Annotated in this window: 22 protein-coding genes and 1 pseudogene; 12 read left to right on the plus strand and 11 right to left on the minus strand. The window is 44.6% G+C overall.

Annotation, left to right across the window (positions count from 1 at the left end; genetic code table 11):
• Nucleotides 1-144 precede the first annotated feature (144 nt).
• Nucleotides 145-231, plus strand: coding sequence for a sporulation protein YhzE1 (gene yhzE1 / locus NSQ12_RS05365; RefSeq protein ID WP_003327753.1), 87 nt, complete (start codon nucleotides 145-147; stop codon nucleotides 229-231).
• A gap of 124 nt (nucleotides 232-355) precedes the next feature.
• Nucleotides 356-442: a sporulation protein YhzE2 gene (yhzE2, locus tag NSQ12_RS05370; protein WP_003155248.1), complete on the plus strand. Its 87-nt coding sequence runs from the start codon at nucleotides 356-358 to the stop codon at nucleotides 440-442.
• A 52-nt stretch (nucleotides 443-494) separates the two neighbouring features.
• Here yhzE2 and NSQ12_RS05375 read toward each other — a convergent pair whose 3' ends face one another.
• On the minus strand, nucleotides 495-677 hold the full coding sequence (locus NSQ12_RS05375; protein WP_024571667.1) for a hypothetical protein: 183 nt from the start codon (nucleotides 675-677) through the stop codon (nucleotides 495-497).
• A gap of 107 nt (nucleotides 678-784) precedes the next feature.
• Entirely contained in the window at nucleotides 785-1,303 is a 519-nt protein-coding gene (locus NSQ12_RS05380) for a DUF3267 domain-containing protein (RefSeq protein ID WP_088467604.1), read from the minus strand.
• A 207-nt stretch (nucleotides 1,304-1,510) separates the two neighbouring features.
• Here NSQ12_RS05380 and NSQ12_RS05385 point away from each other — a divergent pair, with 207 nt between their 5' ends.
• Nucleotides 1,511-1,852: a YhaI family protein gene (locus NSQ12_RS05385; RefSeq protein ID WP_009966921.1), complete on the plus strand. Its 342-nt coding sequence runs from the start codon at nucleotides 1,511-1,513 to the stop codon at nucleotides 1,850-1,852.
• Here the strand turns inward: NSQ12_RS05385 and NSQ12_RS05390 are convergent.
• Nucleotides 1,849-2,460: an HTH-type transcriptional regulator Hpr gene (locus NSQ12_RS05390; protein ID WP_003239501.1), complete on the minus strand. Its 612-nt coding sequence runs from the start codon at nucleotides 2,458-2,460 to the stop codon at nucleotides 1,849-1,851. The genes NSQ12_RS05385 and NSQ12_RS05390 overlap by 4 nt on opposite strands.
• Before the next feature lie 177 nt (nucleotides 2,461-2,637).
• A complete protein-coding gene (locus NSQ12_RS05395) occupies nucleotides 2,638-2,994 on the minus strand; it encodes a YtxH domain-containing protein (protein WP_003245875.1) in 357 nt (118 codons plus the stop codon).
• Nucleotides 2,995-3,123: 129 nt separating this feature from the next.
• On the opposite strand from NSQ12_RS05395, the gene NSQ12_RS05400 reads away from it, so the two are divergent.
• Complete coding sequence (locus NSQ12_RS05400) at nucleotides 3,124-3,315, plus strand: hypothetical protein (RefSeq protein ID WP_003233238.1); 192 nt, start codon at nucleotides 3,124-3,126, stop codon at nucleotides 3,313-3,315.
• 73 nt (nucleotides 3,316-3,388) lie between these two features.
• Here NSQ12_RS05400 and trpP read toward each other — a convergent pair whose 3' ends face one another.
• The 3 genes from trpP to NSQ12_RS05415 all read right to left on the minus strand — a co-directional run bounded on the left by trpP (nucleotide 3,389) and on the right by NSQ12_RS05415 (nucleotide 5,695).
• The gene (trpP, locus tag NSQ12_RS05405) at nucleotides 3,389-3,907 is read right to left on the minus strand and encodes a tryptophan transporter TrpP (protein WP_003233236.1); all 519 of its coding nucleotides are present in this window, start codon (nucleotides 3,905-3,907) and stop codon (nucleotides 3,389-3,391) included.
• A gap of 124 nt (nucleotides 3,908-4,031) precedes the next feature.
• Nucleotides 4,032-5,111, minus strand: a complete 1,080-nt coding sequence (serC, locus tag NSQ12_RS05410; protein WP_014479338.1) for a 3-phosphoserine/phosphohydroxythreonine transaminase — start codon at nucleotides 5,109-5,111, stop codon at nucleotides 4,032-4,034.
• Between the two features lie 146 nt (nucleotides 5,112-5,257).
• On the minus strand, nucleotides 5,258-5,695 hold the full coding sequence (locus tag NSQ12_RS05415; protein ID WP_003233231.1) for an HIT family protein: 438 nt from the start codon (nucleotides 5,693-5,695) through the stop codon (nucleotides 5,258-5,260).
• Between the two features lie 486 nt (nucleotides 5,696-6,181).
• Between NSQ12_RS05415 and ecsA the strand changes: the two genes are divergently transcribed.
• Genes ecsA through NSQ12_RS05430 form a run of 3 tightly spaced genes read left to right on the plus strand, consistent with a single transcriptional unit; the run spans nucleotide 6,182 to nucleotide 8,874 of the window.
• Entirely contained in the window at nucleotides 6,182-6,925 is a 744-nt protein-coding gene (gene ecsA, locus NSQ12_RS05420) for an ABC transporter ATP-binding protein EcsA (RefSeq protein WP_024571662.1), read from the plus strand.
• Nucleotides 6,918-8,144 (plus strand): ABC transporter permease EcsB, encoded by a 1,227-nt coding sequence (ecsB, locus tag NSQ12_RS05425; RefSeq protein WP_110109608.1) that lies wholly within the window; start codon nucleotides 6,918-6,920, stop codon nucleotides 8,142-8,144. Before ecsA ends, ecsB begins: the two co-directional genes overlap by 8 nt.
• 19 nt (nucleotides 8,145-8,163) lie before the next feature.
• Nucleotides 8,164-8,874 carry an EcsC family protein gene (locus tag NSQ12_RS05430; RefSeq protein ID WP_046160232.1) on the plus strand — a complete coding sequence of 237 codons (711 nt, stop codon included), beginning with the start codon at nucleotides 8,164-8,166 and terminating at the stop codon, nucleotides 8,872-8,874.
• Between the two features lie 17 nt (nucleotides 8,875-8,891).
• On the opposite strand, the gene sndC is transcribed toward NSQ12_RS05430, so the two are convergent.
• The 4 genes and pseudogenes from sndC to hmoB all read right to left on the minus strand — a co-directional run bounded on the left by sndC (nucleotide 8,892) and on the right by hmoB (nucleotide 12,473).
• The gene (gene sndC, locus NSQ12_RS05435) at nucleotides 8,892-10,082 is read right to left on the minus strand and encodes an N-acetyl amino acid acetylase SndC (protein ID WP_248719442.1); all 1,191 of its coding nucleotides are present in this window, start codon (nucleotides 10,080-10,082) and stop codon (nucleotides 8,892-8,894) included.
• A gap of 71 nt (nucleotides 10,083-10,153) precedes the next feature.
• Nucleotides 10,154-11,545 (minus strand): hypothetical protein, encoded by a 1,392-nt coding sequence (locus NSQ12_RS05440; protein WP_101172518.1) that lies wholly within the window; start codon nucleotides 11,543-11,545, stop codon nucleotides 10,154-10,156.
• 65 nt (nucleotides 11,546-11,610) lie between these two features.
• A pseudogene (locus NSQ12_RS05445) lies at nucleotides 11,611-11,928 on the minus strand (hypothetical protein).
• A gap of 44 nt (nucleotides 11,929-11,972) precedes the next feature.
• On the minus strand, nucleotides 11,973-12,473 hold the full coding sequence (gene hmoB, locus NSQ12_RS05450) for a heme-degrading oxygenase HmoB (protein ID WP_069322493.1): 501 nt from the start codon (nucleotides 12,471-12,473) through the stop codon (nucleotides 11,973-11,975).
• A 121-nt stretch (nucleotides 12,474-12,594) separates the two neighbouring features.
• Here hmoB and NSQ12_RS05455 point away from each other — a divergent pair, with 121 nt between their 5' ends.
• The 5 genes from NSQ12_RS05455 to NSQ12_RS05475 all read left to right on the plus strand — a co-directional run bounded on the left by NSQ12_RS05455 (nucleotide 12,595) and on the right by NSQ12_RS05475 (nucleotide 19,075).
• Entirely contained in the window at nucleotides 12,595-14,739 is a 2,145-nt protein-coding gene (locus tag NSQ12_RS05455) for a transglycosylase domain-containing protein (protein WP_198878832.1), read from the plus strand.
• Nucleotides 14,740-14,860: 121 nt separating this feature from the next.
• Complete coding sequence (gene hemE / locus NSQ12_RS05460; protein ID WP_110109612.1) at nucleotides 14,861-15,922, plus strand: uroporphyrinogen decarboxylase; 1,062 nt, start codon at nucleotides 14,861-14,863, stop codon at nucleotides 15,920-15,922.
• 71 nt (nucleotides 15,923-15,993) lie between these two features.
• A complete protein-coding gene (gene hemH / locus NSQ12_RS05465; RefSeq protein WP_014479346.1) occupies nucleotides 15,994-16,926 on the plus strand; it encodes a ferrochelatase in 933 nt (310 codons plus the stop codon).
• A gap of 14 nt (nucleotides 16,927-16,940) precedes the next feature.
• The gene (gene hemY / locus NSQ12_RS05470) at nucleotides 16,941-18,353 is read left to right on the plus strand and encodes a protoporphyrinogen oxidase (RefSeq protein WP_110109613.1); all 1,413 of its coding nucleotides are present in this window, start codon (nucleotides 16,941-16,943) and stop codon (nucleotides 18,351-18,353) included.
• A 146-nt stretch (nucleotides 18,354-18,499) separates the two neighbouring features.
• Nucleotides 18,500-19,075, plus strand: coding sequence for a TetR/AcrR family transcriptional regulator (locus NSQ12_RS05475; RefSeq protein WP_014479348.1), 576 nt, complete (start codon nucleotides 18,500-18,502; stop codon nucleotides 19,073-19,075).
• Nucleotides 19,076-19,081 lie beyond the last annotated feature (6 nt).

Here is a 19,081-nt window from a genome sequence, read left to right on the forward strand (position 1 = left end):
CTAATCATTCCAAATTAAATTACCTATGCGTATCATAACATATTGTGGCTTTCTGTAAAAAGATTTTAAATAAAGGGCATTCGTCTAGTCAAACTTTTGCTGATGACATACTTATATATTGATCAAGAAAAGGAGGTATGTAACATGAGCGGAGGATACTCTAACGGATTCGCGTTGCTCGTAGTACTGTTCATTTTGCTTATCATCGTAGGTGCAGCTTACATCTACTAAGCAGCCCGAGGATCGCTTGCAACATAAGCGATCCTTTATTTTCACTAGCGCCTAATCGTTTCAAACATGAATTGCATAACATGTAATTGGTAAATAAAGCTTATTACAGGAGGTGCTTTTTAAGATGGGTGAAGTATTTGCAGGCGGATTCGCTTTATTGGTTGTGTTATTTATTTTATTGATTATCATCGGCGCTTCTTGGCTGTACTAATCAACATAAAAAAGCATAGCTGCTTAATCAGCAGCTATGCTTTCTTTCGTATTTACACTGTAAAGGAGATCTCCACAAACGAAGAGATCAGTAAAATTAATATAGATACATTAATAAATCGGAATACCTTATCTTGCCGCTCTTCAGGAATCTCTCTGACAAGGCATAATGTATTGGTGAGCCTGTTTATGAAATATAAAATAAACACGGCAGCCACGATAAAATAGAATAAAATGATGGGAGATTCCCCCTCTCTCTGAACTGTCCCATATTACATTACCAAATATTTATTAAAAAAGATAGAATGCAAATTGAAAAATCGCCACCAGCACCGGGGTTTGACTACTTTTCAACAAGAATATCCAAGCCGTCTGCTTCCTGATCAATAAAAGCGGTTTTCGGTGCTTTTATCAGCTTGAGAGCCAGCAGGAAATCAGGCAGACAGTAGCCGGCGTGAATGCCCGAGATCATGCAGAAATAATGAGCATGATTCGGAAATGCCAGTGCTGCGTAAAACAATACCGGTGTAATCAGCAAGAACGGGCTGACGAGTGAAATCAGCATTGTTGTTTTTGGTATACGTTTCCATGTGCGCATGCGCAATATGTAAAACTTTTTTTCTATTTTTCTTTTTTTGCAGATGATTGGCAGGACATGGATGACTTTATGTACAAATAAAATAACGACGAGCAAACCGCCGAATAAAGATACATATTCATCGCTTAAGCTTGTGCCAGGCCGCAACCGCTCAAAAGCTAAAAAGGTAGATATAAAAACCAAAATCATAAAACATACAGCAGTTAATATTATGCGAACGGCGCCATAATCCTTCATGAGATTTATGGTCTTCCAGCAATTCATCAAAGTCATCCTTCCATACATCTTGAATAGAATCTCAAAATAATTTACTCCTCCCAAGAGAAAAAATCAATGCTTTTTTAAGAAAAAATATCATCCGGCAGGTATTTTTTTGAAACAAGCAAACAAACTGCGAAATATGGGGTTAGAACTTTCTTCTCAGTGAATTATCAGCTAAAATAAGATTAAAGATAGAAAGAAGTGGTGTGGATGGATTCGATGGATCATCGCATTGAGCGATTAGAATATTACATACAATTATTAGTGAAAACAGTAGATATGGACAGGTACCCCTTCTATGCGCTTCTCATTGACAAAGGGCTGAGCAAGGAAGAAGGGGAAGCGGTTATGAGGATATGCGACGAATTGTCGGAAGAGCTGGCAACACAAAAAGCGCAAGGATTTGTAACCTTTGATAAGCTCCTTGCGCTTTTTGCCGGACAGCTGAATGAAAAATTAGATGTTCATGAAACGATTTTTGCCCTGTATGAGCAGGGGCTTTATCAAGAGCTGATGGAAGTCTTTATCGATATCATGAAGCATTTTGATTAACTGTTTACAGGTTCAAGCTCTTCAGCCGGTTCATCCGCCGCACTGTCCTTTGCTTTTTTCTTCAGTTTTCCGTTTACGCTTTCAAAGTCATTGTCAATATTGGTGAGTGACGTTTCGAAAATTTCCATAAAATCATCGCCGTAGATATGGCGTATCATACACATCATTTCTGCCACTTCAGGAAATTTTCCGAATAAATGATACAAAGGCTGTGACCCTTTAAAAACAGCGTTGCGTGTCGGATCAAATTCCTCAAGCAAGCTCCAGAATACCTCGGTACCTTCCTCAGTCAATTGGACATATGTGTTCCTTTTATCATTCAGCCGTTTGGAGAACCTTAAATATCCCCGTTCTTCCAGCTTTTTTGAAAAGTTGAATGCGGTTGATACGTGCATGACCCCGAACTTCGCGATTTCAGAAATGGAAGCTCCATTCAATTGATACGCAATCCATAAAATATGATGCTCATTAATATTCAGGTCATACGGTTTGAGCCATTGCTGCCAATCCTTCTCGATCGATTTCCAAAGAGCCTTGCTAAGCTGAGCCATTTTCTGGGTGAAGACCAGAGCTTCTTTCACATCATAGGGCGGTTCCACTCGATTCATTACGTCACCTGCTTCTCTTTTTCTTTTTCTCTATTATGCCAATAAAATAAAGATTAATAAAGATGAAAATGTAAGAATTTTTTAATAAATTCACAAACCATTGCGACGGCAGGGTTTTTCGGCCAAAAAAAATACGGGTCCAATTTTGGCCCGCATTTTTTTCTTTTGAATAGGATATTAGTTTTGTAAGGTTTTCTCCAGCTGTCTGATTTTCTCTTCGATATCGGCAATTTCTTTTTGCAGATCCTGCTGGTGAGGCTTGATCTCTTCCTGCCATTTTTTAATTGACGTTTGGAGCTCGCCGCCCACGTCTTTAATAACATCCGTGCTTTCTTTTGCCGCTTTGATCAGCTGGTCTTTTAATGCAAGCCCGTCTGACTTTAAGCGTTTGATTGTTTCTTCAAAAGAATCATAATTGGTTTTCATTTTTTCACGCAGCTGCTTTCCTGAGGAAGGTGCAGTAAGAAGAACCGCTGCTCCTCCGATGATGCCGCCTACGAATAGTCCTGTTAATAGAGAACGTCCGCTCGCCATTACAATCACCCCGTCTTTTTCTTCAAAATAGGATTCATTCAGCATTTTTCATTTTTGTTGAAAGCCTGAACTTCTATACATAGCTTGCTTTATTTTAGCATATTTTTTAAGTGAAAAGGAGGGAGAAGGTTGTCTGTCTTTTTGATTGTATTATCCTGCATCACACTTGCCTTCGCTTCAGGCGCTGTTTACTATATCAAACTTCTCAGCCAGGCTGCTTCTTATCCGCCCAAGAGGGTTATCCGGCAGAAAGCGCTTGTTTGTTCAACCGGAACCGCCTTTACACTATGTCTTATCTTTTTCACAAAACTCCTCGCTTAAAACATGCTGACATGCTGCGGGCGCTCTGTTCAAAAAAACCTCTCCCGGAAGCGGAAGAGGTTTTGTGTGACAATTATTTAGCAGCTTCCATAAAGCTTGAACGCCTTAAAATGGTTTGCACAATCGGATAAATAATGATCATTGAGATTGTATTCAGCACAGCGGCCGGCAGAACAACAGCAGCGAACAATGCGGCGAAACCGCCCGGTAAACCGACGATCAATAAAGCTGACGATAGAAACACAATTCCTGATAAGATGGTCCCGATCACTGTCAGCACAGCGGCTGCACCTGTTTTTCGGCTCTTTCTGAACAAGAGAAACAGGGAGAAGAACAGAAACGCTGATACGGGTTTATCAATGATGTTGGGGATCTGTCCGGCTGGAAACGCGGTTGTAAGCGCGGAAATGATTCCGGTCACGATCCCGATGACGAGTACATTTTGCACCCGCGGGAACAGCAGAATGCCCATGAACATCATGATCAGCATCATATCTGGTTTCATGCCGCCTAAAAAGGGCGGAATAATGGAATGAAGCGCTGCGCCGATTGCGGCAAACAGAGCCATAATGACTAACTCTTTTGTTTTCATAACTATGCTCTCCTCTGCTAAGCTTTTTGCCCTCCAATAATATGCTCATCATTTATTGCGAAGGCTTTACAGAATGTGTTATGCAAACAGTATACCAAACGGACGGTTTGCATAGCCAGACTTTTTACTCATTTTCCTGCTGGAATTTCTTCATGAACGCAGCTAATTTTTCACAGTCTTCGAGAGAGACCGCGTTATAAATAGAAGCGCGGCAGCCTCCCACCGAACGGTGTCCGCCAAGGCCGATCATCTTCGCATCTTTTGCTTTCTGGACGAATGTTTTCGTTAATTCGTCATCCCGAAGCGTGAAGGTGACATTCATGCGTGAGCGGCTGTCCTTTCTGGCATGACCTTTATAGAAGCCGTTGCTTTCATCAATACAGCTGTAGAGAACCTGCGCTTTTTGTTCATTGCGCTGTTCAACAGCTTCCACACCGCCGTTTTCCTTGAGCCATTCCAGAACGAGGCTCAGCATATAAATCGCAAATGTCGGCGGAGTGTTGTAGAGTGAATCCGCTTTGACATGTGTGGAATATTTCAGGATTTTTGGGACGTTCGCATTTTCATTTTTCAGCCAGCTTTTTTTCATAATGACTACAGTCACGCCGGAAGGGCCGAGGTTCTTTTGGGCGCCTCCGTAGATCACATCAAATTTGGACACATCGATTTTTCTGCTTAAAATATCGCTGGACATGTCGGCTACGAGCGGAATAGGAGAATTCGGAAACTCCTGCCACTGAGTGCCGAAAATTGTATTGTTGGATGTGATATGTAAATATGCGCCGTCTTTTACATCCGTAAGGTCAACCTCTGGAATATAGCTGTAATTGTCTGTTTCACTAGTAGCGGTGATAGACGTGTTCCCGAACAGTTTCGTTTCTGCCAGTGCTTTTTCAGACCAAGCGCCTGTCATCACAAAATGTGCGGTTTTTTCAGGTGTTAAAAAGTTCATCGGAAGCATTGAGAATTGAAGGCTTGCCCCGCCTTGAAGAAACAAGATATCGTAATCTTCCGGAATGCCCATCAGTTCGATTAAGAGGCTTTTCGCTTTTTGGTGCACCGCTTCATACTCTTTGCTGCGGTGGGAAAGCTCCATAACAGACATGCCGGATTCGTTAAAATCAATAAATTCTTTCTGTGCTTTTTGCAGAACTTCCAGTGGCAGCGCTGCAGGACCTGCGTTAAAATTCGTTGTACGTTCCATTATGATCTCTCCCTGTTTTCCACGTTAATGTATAAAATAATACAATTATCCTATCACAAAAATTCAGTTTTTTGATAAAAAATTAGAATTATCAAAAGAAATTGACGGATGTTTGCGAAATGTTCACAAAATAAAATAACCTCATCTTATGATGAGGCCAGGCGTTTTGCGATAGAGGAAGAGATGTTCTGCAGATCCTCCGGTTTATAATCATCAGCATGCGTTTTCCAAACCGCTCCGAATCCATCTCCTTTTCCGTAGCGAGGGATAATATGCATATGGTAGTGGAACACAGATTGTCCAGCTTTTTCGCCGTTATTGTTCAGCGTATTTAAGCCGATCGGTTCAAATTCATCCCGGATAGCGCGGGCGATTTTTGGAACAGCATGGAAATATTGTTTTGCTAATTCATCTGTAAATTCATATACATTCTCAATATGTGTTTTCGGAATGACAAGCGTATGGCCTTTTGTCACTTGGCTGATATCAAGAAAGGCAAGTACATGTTCATCTTCATACACCTTCGCGGATGGAATGTCGCCGGCGATAATTTTACAAAAGATACAATTCTCTGCACAATGCATGAGGGTTCCTCCTTATGAAATTGTTTAGTATGTATACACTCATCGTACCACAGAAATGCAGAAAATAGAAAACAGGATGAACGGCGAGCGTTCACCCTGAATGCAGAGGAAGAGCTTATATGAAGAAAATGTGTTATGCCTTTGGTAAGCACCTCATTTGTCAATAAAATGAAGACTTGTTTAATGCCTAACGATTCCTGCGATAAACACCTCATTTGACAATTTGCTTCATACATGAAGAATTCATCAATTCAGTGAAGAGAAATGGTTTGAGCATTGGACATGTTTATTTTCTATCCAACTGTTTCTAAGACGTCTTTGACAAACACCTCATTTTTCAGTTGATATGCTTTTCCTCTACAACTATTATGATGTCCAGAACCTGTCTCTTTATGACAGCAAATTCATCATTTGTTAAAAGGGAATTGTTTCAAATCAGGCCTTGTTTTTGGTACTATGAAGAAAAACACTATAAGGGGAGAAACTATGTCTCTGCTATCGGTAAAAGACTTGACCGGCGGATATACAAGGAATCCGGTTTTAAAAAGCGTATCATTCACCCTTGAACCGAATCAAATTGTCGGATTAATCGGGCTGAATGGTGCTGGCAAAAGTACAACAATCAGACACATCATCGGGCTGATGGACCCGCATAAAGGTTCAATCGCATTAAACGGTAAAACGTTTGCTGAGGATCCGGAAGGCTACCGTTCACAATTTACCTATATACCTGAAACACCTGTTTTATACGAAGAATTGACGCTGATGGAGCATCTTGAACTAACAGCCATGGCATATGGACTGTCAAAAGAAACGATGGAGAAAAGGCTGCCTCCGCTTTTAAAGGAATTCCGAATGGAAAAGAGGCTGAAGTGGTTCCCGGCCCATTTTTCTAAAGGAATGAAGCAGAAGGTTATGATTATGTGCGCATTTTTGGCAGAGCCTGCGCTCTACATTATTGATGAGCCTTTTCTAGGGCTTGATCCGCTTGCCATTAACGCGCTGCTTGAACGGATGAATGAAGCGAAAAAAGGCGGGGCGAGCGTGCTGATGTCAACACACATTTTGGCAACGGCAGAACGCTATTGCGATTCGTTTATTATTTTACATAACGGCGAGGTGCGGGCGCGCGGCACGCTGTCAGAGCTCAGAGAGCAGTTTGGAATGAAGGACGCGGCGCTGGACGATTTGTATCTTGAGCTTACAAAGGAAGACGCTGGCCATGAATAATATGCTTGATATTTGGCAGTCGCGGCTGCAGGAGCATATCAAAGAAACAAGAACATACATGAAATATATGCTCAACGATCACCTCGTCATTGTTTTGATTTTTTTTCTAGCGGGCGCTGCAAGCTGGTACAGCAAATGGATACGGGACATTCCCGCTCACTTTCCGTCCTTTTGGGTGATGGCCGTGCTGTTTTCGCTCGTGTTGACAAGCTCTTATGTGCGAACGCTTTTGAAGGAGGCTGACCTTGTTTTCTTATTGCCTCTTGAAGCAAAAATGGAGCCTTACTTGAAGCAGGCGTTTGTCTACAGCTATGTGTCTCAGCTGTTTCCGCTTATTGCGCTGAGTATCGTTGCGATGCCGCTTTATTTCGCAGTCACACCGGGGGCTTCGCTCGTATCGTATGCCGCGGTCTTTGTCCAACTGTTGCTGCTGAAAGCGTGGAATCAGGTAATGGAATGGCGCATGACTTTCCAAAACGACCGCAGCATGAAACGGATGGACGTCATCATTCGCTTTGCGGCGAATACACTCGTTCTTTATTTTGTTTTCCAATCTGTTTATATGTATGCGCTTCTCGTCTATGTCATTATGGCTGTTCTTTATCTGTATATGTCTTCCGCAGCAAAACAAAAAACATTTAAATGGGAGAGCCATATTGAGTCCGAATTGAGACGAAAGCAGCGTTTCTATCGGATTGCCAACCTGTTTACTGATGTGCCGCATTTGCGAAAGCAAGCCAAACGCAGAGCTTATCTCGACTTTTTGCTGCGGCTCGTGCCGTTTGAACAGCGCAAAACATTTGCCTATATGTTCACCCGCGCCTTTTTGCGTTCGAGTGATTATTTGGGCATTCTTGTCAGATTAACGATCGTTTTCGCGCTGATCATTATGTATATCTCAGCCAGCCCGCTGATTGCCGCGGTTTTGACTGTGTTTGCCATTTTCATTACGGGCATTCAGCTTCTGCCGCTCTTCGGCCACTTTGACCATCTGGCGCTTCAAGAGCTGTACCCTGTGAAAAAAGAAACAAAGCTGAAAAGCTATTTCTCTCTATTAAAAACTGCACTTAGTATTCAAGCGCTGCTGATGTCTGTTGCATCTGCCTATGCAGCCGGCTTGACCGGTTTTCTGTACGCGCTGATCGGTTCTGCCGTTCTGATTTTTGTTGTTTTGCCTGCTTATATGACAACCAGGCTGAAAAAGCACGGAAAGCTGTGAACTGAAAAGAGGTAATCAAATGACAGATAATCAGCTGCTGATGCAGGAAGCTTTGGAATGGAAAATGCATTTTTTGCGAAAGGATTCCATGTTTGAACGCTTTTCGAAGCGTGTCCAGACGAAGGTGAATGAACGGATTCCTGAAAAAATCCATACGGTCGTCACCGAGAGTGTGAGAAAAATGGTAGAAGCGACAATGGCCGGCTCCAATATCATCACTTATAAAAAGGATACAAGTGCACTGTCGCTCAGTGAAAAAAATGAATTGGCGAAAAAAACGATTGTTTCTTATCAGAAAGTGGCAGCTGCTGAGGGAGTCGGCACCGGAGCGGGCGGCATTTTTTTAGGCATTGCTGATTTTCCGCTGCTGCTTTCAATTAAGATGAAGTGTTTATTTACCTTGTCTTCCATTTACGGCTTTGATGTGAAAGATGCACAAGAAAGAATGTTCTTGCTGCTCGTGTTTCAGCTTGCATTTTCGAGTGACGATGGCCGTAAATCGCTTTTTTCTGTCATCGAAAATTGGGAGACGGAGAAAAAGAGCATCGACTGGAGAGTGTTCCAGCAGGAATATCGCGATTATATCGACGTCGTGAAGCTTTTTCAGCTTTTGCCGGGCGTAGGAGCGGCAGTCGGCGGAATTGCCAATTATAAGCTGCTTGCTCAGCTTGGAGAGACGGCAAGACATGTTTTTCATCTGAGGATATTAAAGGAAACAGCCGGAGAATAAACACTCCGGCTGTTTTTTTATAGCTGATGATAGGTGATCGCAGCGCCGGCAAGGACCTTGGCCGCTGTCAGCATTGCTTTTTCGTTGATATCAAATTTCGGATGGTGGTGGGAATAGACTCGCTCTGGCTGTTCGGGAGCGGCGCCTGTAAAGAAAAAAGTGCCTTTCACGTTTTGTAGGTAATAAGCAAAATCCTCGCCGCCCATTTGCGGTTCACCGTCAATGACCTGCTGAACGCCCTCGGTATTCTTTGCGGTGCTCACCAAGTGGCTCGTTTCTGCAGGATGGTTCACAACCGCCGGATAACCCTGTTCATAGGTGTACTCATAGGACGCGCCGTGCATGCTGCATATTCCTTTTACAACCGCTTCAATTTCTTTCTCCAGAATGTCCCGGACATTTTCATCAAAAGAACGCGCTGTGCCGATGAGTACTGCTTGGTCTGCGATGACATTAAACGGATTGTCGGCGATGAAGGAGCCTGTCGAAATGACGGCGGATTGAATCGGATTGACTTTGCGGCTGACAATGTGCTGCAAAGAGGAAACGATTTGCGAACCGATCAGGACGGCGTCTTTTGTATCATGCGGATGAGCGCCGTGGCCGCCCTTTCCGAAGACTTTAATCGTAAATCGGTCCGCCGCCGCCATGACGGCGCCGGGGCGGCAAAGAATAGTTCCGAGCGGCTCAGTTGCCCAAAGATGAGTGCCGAATATCACATCCGCGTTTTCGAGACAGCCGTCATCAATCATTGGCTTTGCGCCTCCCGGATAATATTCTTCTGCATGCTGGTGGATCATCACAAATGTTCCCTTCAGTTCATGTCTGTTTTGGTGAAGGACCTTGGCCACTGCGAGAAGAGCTGCGGTGTGGCCGTCGTGGCCGCATGCATGCATGACACCAGGCACTTTGGAGGTGTAAGGGACATCTTTTTCATCTTGAATGGGGAGAGCGTCAAAGTCGGCCCTCAAAGCGACTGTAGGGCCGGGTTCGCTTCCTTCTATATATGCTAAAACCCCTCTGCCGCCAACGTTTGTGCGGATTGGGACTCCTAACGATTCATAATAGGAAGCAATAAATGCGGCGGTTTTTTCTTCTTGAAATGAGAGCTCAGGATACATATGAAAATGGCGCCTGATCTCAACCATTTCTTCAAAACAGCCGTCGAGCTGTTTGTTTATCTCTTTCTGCAGTGTGGATATGGACAAAGCCGCTTCCCCCTTTTCTATGTTTTCCATGATTGTATAGAAAAAGTCTGAATATTTCAACTCGTGCTGTTTTAAAGCATCATCACAGCTGCGAGGGTTGTCACCAAAAGGCCAATCGCGACGGGAATGAAGTTTTTTCTGGCAAGCTCAAAAGGATCAACTTTGCAAATGGCCGCGGCGGGAATCAAAGCCCATGGGACCAGTGTTCCTCCGCCCACCCAGATGGCAGAGATTTGTCCGAGCGCGGTCAGAATAGCGGGATCGGCATGGAGAGCGGACGAAAAGAGCTTTGCGATGGAGCCGGCGAGAGAAATGCCAGAAAATCCTGAGCCGTCAAGGCCTGTTATGGCTCCAGCGGCAGTTAATGCAGCGGCGGCAAGCTCCTTTGACATAGGCATCATATGGGATAAAGCAATGCCAAGATCGTTGACAATGCCGTGGGAACCTTTAGGGAGTGAAGTGCCCAGTATACTTTCATAGCCTGAGTCGCCAAGATAAAAGAAAGCGGCAATCGGGATGACGGGGCCGAAAACCTTAAAACCGAACTTAAATCCGTCAATAAAATAGCCGGTGATTTTTTCAAGCCCTTTATGCTTATACACGAAAAAATGAACGGTAAAGAGGATACAAATTGCAGACCCGCCAATTAACGCGGTTGCATCATTTCCTTGTAGGTTAAACAAGAGCATGCAGGCGATATCTGCAAGAAAGGCAAGCGGAATCAAAAAAGCCAGTATGGACCGCAGGCGTTTTGGCAAGTACAGCGAGTTGTCTTGTTCGCCGGAAAGAACGGGGGAAAAAGAAGCGGGATGCTCCTGTTTTTTGCGTTCGCGCTGAATCATGATAAAGGCAGCGGTTGTTGTAGTCACACCCATAATCAGCACAAGCGGAATACTGGCCGAGACGACATCACCGACTGGAATGCCTGCTGCATCCGCAGTCAGCTTTGGCGCCGCCTGAATGACAAAGTCTCCTGACAGGGCAAAACCGTGTCCGAATAAGTTCATGGCCATGGCCGCGGCAAGAGGCGTCAAACCGGCACGTGCGGCTGCGGGGAGCAGGACGGCGCCGATCAAAGCGACACCCGGAGAAGGCCAGAAGAATAGAGAAATGGCGAACATCAGGCCTCCAATCAGCCAATAGGCAGTCACAGGCCCTCTCACAAGGCTTGCAAAGGGAGAAATCATCGCTTCATTTATCCCTGTTTTTGTTAACAAATCACTCATTGAAACGATAAAGCAAATGATGAAAATCGTGGGCAGCAGTTCGCCGGCCGCATAGATAAAGCTGTGGAATAAACTGCTGACAGAAGCTGAAAGTGAATGGCTGGCCCATAGCGATATGATAAAAATGCCGAATAGAGAAATAAATGTCGTGTCTTTTCTCAGCAGCATAAATAGGATAATTGCTCCGATAAAAAACACATACAGAACATGGACAGACAAAATCCCGACTTCCATCATCGATCACTCCTTCCGCTTACAGATTATTCATAGGCGGGCGGAAGGTGCCGGGACAGAGTGGAGGGTTATGATGGAAGATGAACATTGATCTGTTTCAGCTGCTCAATCAGATGATGCCTTAATACTCTATTCGCTTTTTGCAGATGTTTTGGGAAGCATTCAGGAGAAAAAATGACGCACCCTTCAGCAAGCCAGTTTTTTCTATAGGCGATGATGCTTTCCGATGGCTCTAAATATGAATCATCCTCGTGCTGCATCTCGTAATCATCAAATCCGAACTGAAAACCGCAGCACGGGCAGATTTCATAAGAATGATTGCCTTCATGATCATATGGCGGTTCAGCCAATCCCTTAAACCCGCAGACTGGGCAAGTATGCTTCATTTTGCTTTCCTCCCAATAAAATAAGCTGCCGGACATGCCGGCAGCTATTCGACAGCGAAATATGTGGTGACATAGGAAGGCCGGGAGAAGATCGACGTTGTGTCAATTCCGGCAGATGTATCGCGTTTTTTGTGGGCTTCTTTGTAAGAACCGGACTGCTGCCAGTCTTGAAAGGCGCTTTCCGTTTCCCACAAGGTCAGAATGACATAGGTGTCACTGTCGATCGGACGGAGCACTCGAATTGCTTCAAAGCCAGGCTCGTTTTCGACTTTTCCCGCTCTGTTTTTAAATCTGTTTTCAAACAGCGGACGTCCTTCCTGAGTGACGGCAATATTGTTCAATACTGCAAAACCGGGATGTTTGATCTCTCCGACTTGGTCAATGACTTCATAAGCGTGTGGTGCCTGGAAAACGGTATCTCCGTTTGTTTCATGAATCAAAATGGCGTTTTCCTGCCCCTGCATCAAAAGGATATTTTCTGAGGGATGCTTTTCTACGATCGTTTTTAAAAAATCGGCTGTCCCATATGTAATATAAACCTTCATATCAGCCACCTCCTGCTTGCTAGTATATCAAAACAATGGTATAAGTTTCTATTGGCGAGTGCTTCGAACATAATTCCAAACAATTTTTCCCATACTACCTTTAGAAAGGCGAGGTGAGTTCATGTTTAAGATAAAGAAAAAGAAACTTTTTATACCTATCATTATTTTAGTGTTAACTGCTTTTCTCGCTTTAATAGGATATATTTCAATTATTTTTCTCGGCCATTATGTCATAGATGAAAAAAAGCTGATACTTCATGCTTCTTCAAAAATTGTTGATCAAAACGGAGATGAGGTTGCAAGCCTGTATACAGAAAATCGCGAACCGGTCTCGATCAATGAGATTCCAAAGCAGGTCAGAGAAGCGTTTATCGCTGTTGAGGATAAAAGGTTCTATGAGCATCACGGCATTGATGCAAAATCTGTCGGAAGGGCAGTGTATCGCGATATATTAGCAGGCGGAAAGGTGGAAGGCGGAAGCACGATCACCCAGCAGCTTGCCAAAAATATTTTTCTGACACATGACAAAACGTTTCTAAGAAAAACAAAAGAAGTGATCATTGCGATTAATCTTGAACGGGATTACAGCAAGGACAAGCTGCTTGAAATGTATTTAAACCAGCTTTACTTCGGACACGGCGTCTACGGCATACAAGCGGCGTCCCACTATTATTTTAATAAAGAAGTAAAAGATTTGACTGTATCTGAAGGCGCTGTTTTGGCCGCTATTCCGAAGGCGCCTTCTACGTACTCTCCGATTTTGCACCCTGATAAAAATAAGGAGCGGCGTGATACAATTCTAGGTATGATGAATGACCAAGGCTATATCAGTGCGAAAGAGGCTGTCACCGCACAGGGCCGAACGCTTGGACTGCACGTGAAGAAACAGTCGGAAACACCTTGGTTTGACAGCTACATTGACCTTGTGATCAAAGAGGCGGAAGACAAGTATTCCATTTCCGGAGAGCAGCTTCTTCAAGGCGGATACACGATCAAGGTGCCGCTCGATTCGAAGCTGCAGAAGACGGCTTACCAGGTGATGAAAGAGGGAAGCTATTATCCCGGAACAGATCAGAATGCCGAGGGAAGCGCGGTCTTTATTAATAACAAGACAGGCGGTGTAGAAGCGGCCATCGGCGGAAGGGATTACACATCCAAAGGATATAACCGTGTCACAGCTGTCCGCCAGCCGGGTTCCACATTTAAGCCGCTTGCCGTATACGGACCGGCGATGCAGGAAAAGAAATTTAAGCCATATTCTCTATTGAAGGATGAGTTGCAGTCCTACGGAGATTATACGCCGAAAAACTACGACAGCCGGTATGAGGGCGAAGTCACTATGTCTGACGCCATTACGTACAGCAAAAACGCGCCGGCTGTCTGGACGCTGAATGAGATCGGCGTTGAAACAGGAAAATCTTATTTGAAAGCAAACGGCATTGATATCCCTGATGAAGGCCTTGCTCTCGCTCTAGGAGGCTTGGAAAAAGGCGTTTCGCCGCTCCAGCTTGCCGGCGCGTTTCATACATTTGCCGCGAATGGAACGTATACGGAACCTTTCTTTATCTCGAGCATAATAGATGAAGACGGAGAAACAATAGCCGATTATAAAGAAGAAGGAAAGCGGGTTTTCAACAAGCAGACGTCTTGGAATATGACGAGAATGCTGCAGCAGGTAGTCAAAAAGGGAACGGCCACGTCCGGCACCTATCACGGCGACCTGGCGGGAAAAACAGGTTCTACATCTTATACAGGCGTCTCCGGCGCGACAAAGGACGCCTGGTTTGCAGGCTATACGCCGAAAATAACCGGGGCAGTCTGGATGGGCTATGACAAAACGGATCAAAACCATTATTTGAAAGCCGGGAGCTCATACCCGACGCGGCTGTTTAAGGATATTTTGACACAGGCAGGAGAAACCGGTCATGTGTTCACAAAGCCTAAAAACGTTAAAGACCTGGAAAGCCCGATTGAGCTGAAGCCGGTCAAAACACTCACAGCCGATTACACATTTAAAGCAGCGGGGCTCTTTACTATTGAATTAAAGTGGGACGCTCAAGAGGATGATCGGGCCGTATACAGAATTTATGTAAACAAGGACGGCGAGGAGACGCTTCTTGATTCGGTTGAAGGGAAGGGAAGCTATGAAATTCCTTATGCCAACTTATTTTCGGGCGCGTCTTATAAAATTGTGCCTTATAATACACAGACAAAAAGAGAAGGGGAAGGAACCGATTACGTTCAGCCAAAATTGTTTTCCTCTTAATGGAATTCGGCGATTTTTTGAACTTTGAGCTACATTTCTATACCATTTGCCTAAAACAAGGTATAGTGGAATAAGTCAAGAAATACGAACGTATGGTTGCCGTATGAAAGGTGGAAATCAGATGAGTAAACGAGAAACGTTTAACGAGACGTTTTTAAAAGCTGCGCGGGGAGAAAAAGCGGATCACACGCCTGTGTGGTATATGAGGCAAGCAGGGCGCTCACAGCCGGAATACCGCAAGCTGAAGGAAAAGTACGGATTGTTTGAGATCACACATCAGCCCGAACTTTGTGCGTATGTCACAAGACTGCCGGTTGAGCAATACGGAGTCGATGCTGCAATCCTTTATAAAGATATCATGACGCCGCTGCCGTCAATCGGTGTGGATGTTGAAATCAAAAACGGGGTCGGTCCTGTGATTGATCAGCCAATCCGGTCTCTGGCGGACATTGAAAAACTCGGCCGGATTGATCCGGAACAGGACGTGCCGTACGTGCTTGAGACGATTAAACTGCTTGTCAATGAGCAGCTGAACGTCCCGCTCATCGGTTTCTCAGGTGCGCCTTTTACGCTTGCAAGCTATATGATCGAAGGCGGCCCATCGAAAAACTACAATAAAACAAAAGCCTTCATGTACAGCATGCCGGATGCATGGAATCTGCTGATGTCCAAGCTTGCCGACATGATCATCGTGTACGTGAAAGCGCAGATTAAGGCAGGCGCAAAAGCGATTCAAATCTTTGATTCGTGGGTCGGCGCATTGAATCAGGCAGATTACAGAACATACATCAAACCCGTAATGAACCGGATTTTTTCAGAGCTCGCAAAGGAGAATGTGCCGCTGATCATGTTTGGCGTCGGCGCAAGCCATCTCGCAGATGATTGGCATGACCTTCCTCTCGATGTTGTCGGGCTTGACTGGAGACTCGGCATTGCTGAAGCCAGATCAAAAGGAATCACTAAAACAGTGCAGGGCAACCTGGACCCGTCCATTTTGCTTGCGCCATGGGAAGTCATTGAGCAGAAAACGAAGGAAATACTTAATCAGGGTATGAAATCAGACGGCTTCATTTTCAATCTTGGCCATGGGGTATTTCCTGATGTCAGTCCCGAGGTTTTGAAAAAACTGACAGCATTTGTCCATGAATATTCACAAAACAAAAAAATGGGTCAATATTCCTAAGCATATCTTTTGGTATCTTAATGATATCCTGTCAAAATGTTTGTATCAGATCATTAAAGAGGGTGTAAACAGTGAGTAGAAAGAAAATGGGGCTTCTCGTGATGGCGTACGGCACGCCTTATAAGGAAGAAGATATTGAACGTTATTATACACATATCAGAAGAGGCAGAAAGCCTGAACCTGAAATGCTTCAAGATTTGAAAGACAGATACGAAGCGATTGGCGGCATTTCACCGCTTGCCAAAATCACAGAAGAGCAGGCGCATAATCTGGAACAGCACTTGAATGAAATTCAGGATGAGATTACGTTTAAAGCGTATATCGGACTGAAGCATATCGAGCCGTTTATTGAAGACGCCGTAGCAGAGATGCATAAGGATGGCATTACAGAAGCAGTCAGCATCGTGCTGGCGCCGCATTTCTCCACGTTCAGCGTTCAGTCCTACAACAAACGCGCCAAAGAAGAGGCTGAAAAACTCGGCGGCTTAACGATTACGTCAGTTGAAAGCTGGTACGATGAACCTAAGTTCGTGAAATATTGGGTTGACCGAGTAAAGGAAACATATGCGTCAATGCCTGAGGATGAAAGAGAAAACGCAATGCTCATCGTATCCGCACATAGCCTGCCGGAAAAAATCAAAGAATTTGGAGACCCGTACCCGGACCAGCTGCATGAATCGGCGAAATTGATTGCTGAAGGCGCAGGCGTTTCCGAATATGCTGTCGGCTGGCAAAGTGAAGGGAACACGCCTGATCCTTGGCTCGGACCCGATGTTCAGGATTTAACACGTGATTTATTCGAACAAAAAGGCTATCAAGCATTTGTATATGTTCCTGTTGGATTTGTCGCGGATCACTTAGAAGTGCTTTATGATAATGATTATGAATGCAAAGTGGTTACTGACGATATCGGCGCAAGCTATTACCGGCCGGAAATGCCAAATGCCAAGCCTGAATTTATTGATGCTTTGGCAACAGTCGTATTAAAAAAATTAGGACGTTAAAGAAGGCGATGAACATGAGTGACGGCAAAAAACATGTAGTCATCATCGGCGGCGGCATTACCGGTTTAGCCGCCGCCTTCTATATGGAAAAAGAAATCAAAGAAAAGAATCTGCCGCTTGAGCTGACACTTGTTGAGGCAAGTCCGAGAGTCGGCGGGAAAATCCAGACTGTCAAGAAAGACGGCTATATCATCGAAAGAGGGCCAGACTCATTTCTGGAACGAAAGAAAAGCGCCCCGCAGCTTGTTAAAGACTTAGGTCTTGAGCATTTGCTTGTCAACAATGCGACCGGACAATCCTATGTGCTTGTAAACCGCACCCTGCATCCAATGCCGAAGGGCTCCGTAATGGGGATACCGACAAAAATTGCGCCGTTTGTTTCTACGGGTCTGTTTTCCTTGTCAGGGAAGGCGAGAGCTGCTATGGATTTCATCCTGCCTGCAAGCAAAACAAAGGATGATCAGTCATTGGGAGAATTCTTCCGCAGACGTGTCGGAGATGAAGTGGTCGAGAACTTAATCGAGCCGCTTCTATCAGGGATCTACGCAGGCGACATTGACAAGCTCAGCCTGATGTCGACATTCCCGCAATTTTACCAGACGGAACAAAAGCATAGAAGCCTGATTCTCGGCATGAAAAAAACAAGGCCTCAAGGCTCTGGCCAGCAGCTGACGGCAAAAAAACAAGGGCAGTTCCAGACTCTGTCAACCGGTTTGCAGACCCTTGTAGAAGAGATCGAAAAGCAGTTAAAGCTGACGAAGGTGTATAAAGGCACAAAAGTGACCAAACTCAGCCGTTGCGACTCTGGCTATTCGCTCGAACTGGATAATGGCGTCACACTTGATGCTGATTCAGTAATTGTGACTGCTCCGCATAAAGCGGCTGCGGGAATGCTTTCTGAGCTTCCTGCCATTTCTCATTTGAAAAATATGCACTCCACATCCGTGGCAAACGTCGCTTTAGGTTTCCCTGAAGGCTCCGTCCAAATGGAGCATGAGGGCACGGGTTTTGTCATTTCAAGAAACAGTGACTTTGCGATCACAGCCTGTACGTGGACGAATAAAAAATGGCCGCACGCAGCGCCGGAAGGCAAAACGCTGCTTCGGGCATATGTCGGAAAAGCCGGAGACGAATCCATTGTCGATCTATCAGATAATGACATTATCAACATTGTGTTAGAAGACTTAAAGAAAGTCATGAACATAAACGGCGAGCCGGAAATGACATGTGTAACCCGATGGCATGAAAGCATGCCGCAGTACCATGTCGGCCATAAGCAGCGTATCAAGGAGCTGCGTGAAGCACTTGCATCTGCGTATCCGGGTGTTTATATGACAGGCGCTTCTTTCGAAGGTGTCGGCATTCCCGACTGCATTGATCAAGGAAAAGCTGCCGTGTCTGACGCGCTTACCTATTTATTCAGCTAAAACCTCCGCTTTATCGCGGAGGTTTTTTTGATGTTCAATGGCAATATTGTGTAAAAAAATGATTGAATTGAACAGCAGGTTATGATACATTTGCATATGTACTTAATGACTAAAATGTTCAAACGGTCAGTTTCGAGGTGAATACAATGTCAATAGATCGAAAAAAGCTCATTTTGGAGGCGGCTACAAAGTCTTTCACGCAGTTCGGGTATAAAGCGACGACAATGGATCTTGTCGCAAAACTTGCGAACGTGGGGAAGGGAACCATTTATACTTTTTTCAAAAACAAAGAAGAGCTGTTTGACGAGATTTTCACTACTTTATTAAAGGAAATGAAGCAAAAAGCGGATGAAGCGATGGAGCCGAACCTTCCGTTCCATGAAAATGTGCACAGAGCGCTGTTTGCCATTCTGGAGTTCAGGAAAACACATCAGCTGACGATTAAAATTTTCCAAGAGAATGCCGAGATTGGTACAATGGCAGTTCAGGAAGTGATCCAGAAAATGGAGCGAGCCATACTGTCTTATATCAAAAGTAAGATTGAAGACGGGATCAAAAGCGGCGCAATCAAGCCGTGCGACCCTGAACTGACAGCCTTTGTGATGCTGAAGCTTTATATCGCGCTCATTTTTGACTGGGAAAAACAACACCCCCCGCTTGATAAAGAGACAATTGCGGGACTGCTTGAATTGTATGTTGTCAAAGGATTGTCAGCGAACTAGATAATC

It is taken from the genome of Bacillus sp. PS95 (genome assembly GCF_037963565.1).
Lineage (GTDB): Bacteria > Bacillota > Bacilli > Bacillales > Bacillaceae > Bacillus > Bacillus subtilis.

Bases quoted from the DNA above. Each gene is read 5' to 3' on its own strand.
- ecsA (WP_024571662.1), top strand. From the start codon at position 6,182: ATGTCTCTGCTATCGGTAAAAGACTTGACCGGCGGATATACAAGGAAT.
- yhzE1 (WP_003327753.1), top strand. From the start codon at position 145: ATGAGCGGAGGATACTCTAACGGATTCGCGTTGCTCGTAGTACTGTTC.
- serC (WP_014479338.1), bottom strand. From the start codon at position 5,111: ATGGAACGTACAACGAATTTTAACGCAGGTCCTGCAGCGCTGCCACTG.
- hemE (WP_110109612.1), top strand. From the start codon at position 14,861: ATGAGTAAACGAGAAACGTTTAACGAGACGTTTTTAAAAGCTGCGCGG.
- hmoB (WP_069322493.1), bottom strand. From the start codon at position 12,473: ATGAAGGTTTATATTACATATGGGACAGCCGATTTTTTAAAAACGATC.
- NSQ12_RS05415 (WP_003233231.1), bottom strand. From the start codon at position 5,695: ATGCATTGTGCAGAGAATTGTATCTTTTGTAAAATTATCGCCGGCGAC.
- NSQ12_RS05385 (WP_009966921.1), top strand. From the start codon at position 1,511: ATGGATTCGATGGATCATCGCATTGAGCGATTAGAATATTACATACAA.
- hemY (WP_110109613.1), top strand. From the start codon at position 16,941: ATGAGTGACGGCAAAAAACATGTAGTCATCATCGGCGGCGGCATTACC.
- NSQ12_RS05455 (WP_198878832.1), top strand. From the start codon at position 12,595: ATGTTTAAGATAAAGAAAAAGAAACTTTTTATACCTATCATTATTTTA.
- NSQ12_RS05430 (WP_046160232.1), top strand. From the start codon at position 8,164: ATGACAGATAATCAGCTGCTGATGCAGGAAGCTTTGGAATGGAAAATG.
- NSQ12_RS05390 (WP_003239501.1), bottom strand. From the start codon at position 2,460: ATGAATCGAGTGGAACCGCCCTATGATGTGAAAGAAGCTCTGGTCTTC.
- ecsB (WP_110109608.1), top strand. From the start codon at position 6,918: ATGAATAATATGCTTGATATTTGGCAGTCGCGGCTGCAGGAGCATATC.
- yhzE2 (WP_003155248.1), top strand. From the start codon at position 356: ATGGGTGAAGTATTTGCAGGCGGATTCGCTTTATTGGTTGTGTTATTT.
- NSQ12_RS05475 (WP_014479348.1), top strand. From the start codon at position 18,500: ATGTCAATAGATCGAAAAAAGCTCATTTTGGAGGCGGCTACAAAGTCT.
- NSQ12_RS05395 (WP_003245875.1), bottom strand. From the start codon at position 2,994: ATGGCGAGCGGACGTTCTCTATTAACAGGACTATTCGTAGGCGGCATC.
- trpP (WP_003233236.1), bottom strand. From the start codon at position 3,907: ATGAAAACAAAAGAGTTAGTCATTATGGCTCTGTTTGCCGCAATCGGC.
- NSQ12_RS05440 (WP_101172518.1), bottom strand. From the start codon at position 11,545: ATGATGGAAGTCGGGATTTTGTCTGTCCATGTTCTGTATGTGTTTTTT.
- NSQ12_RS05380 (WP_088467604.1), bottom strand. From the start codon at position 1,303: ATGAATTGCTGGAAGACCATAAATCTCATGAAGGATTATGGCGCCGTT.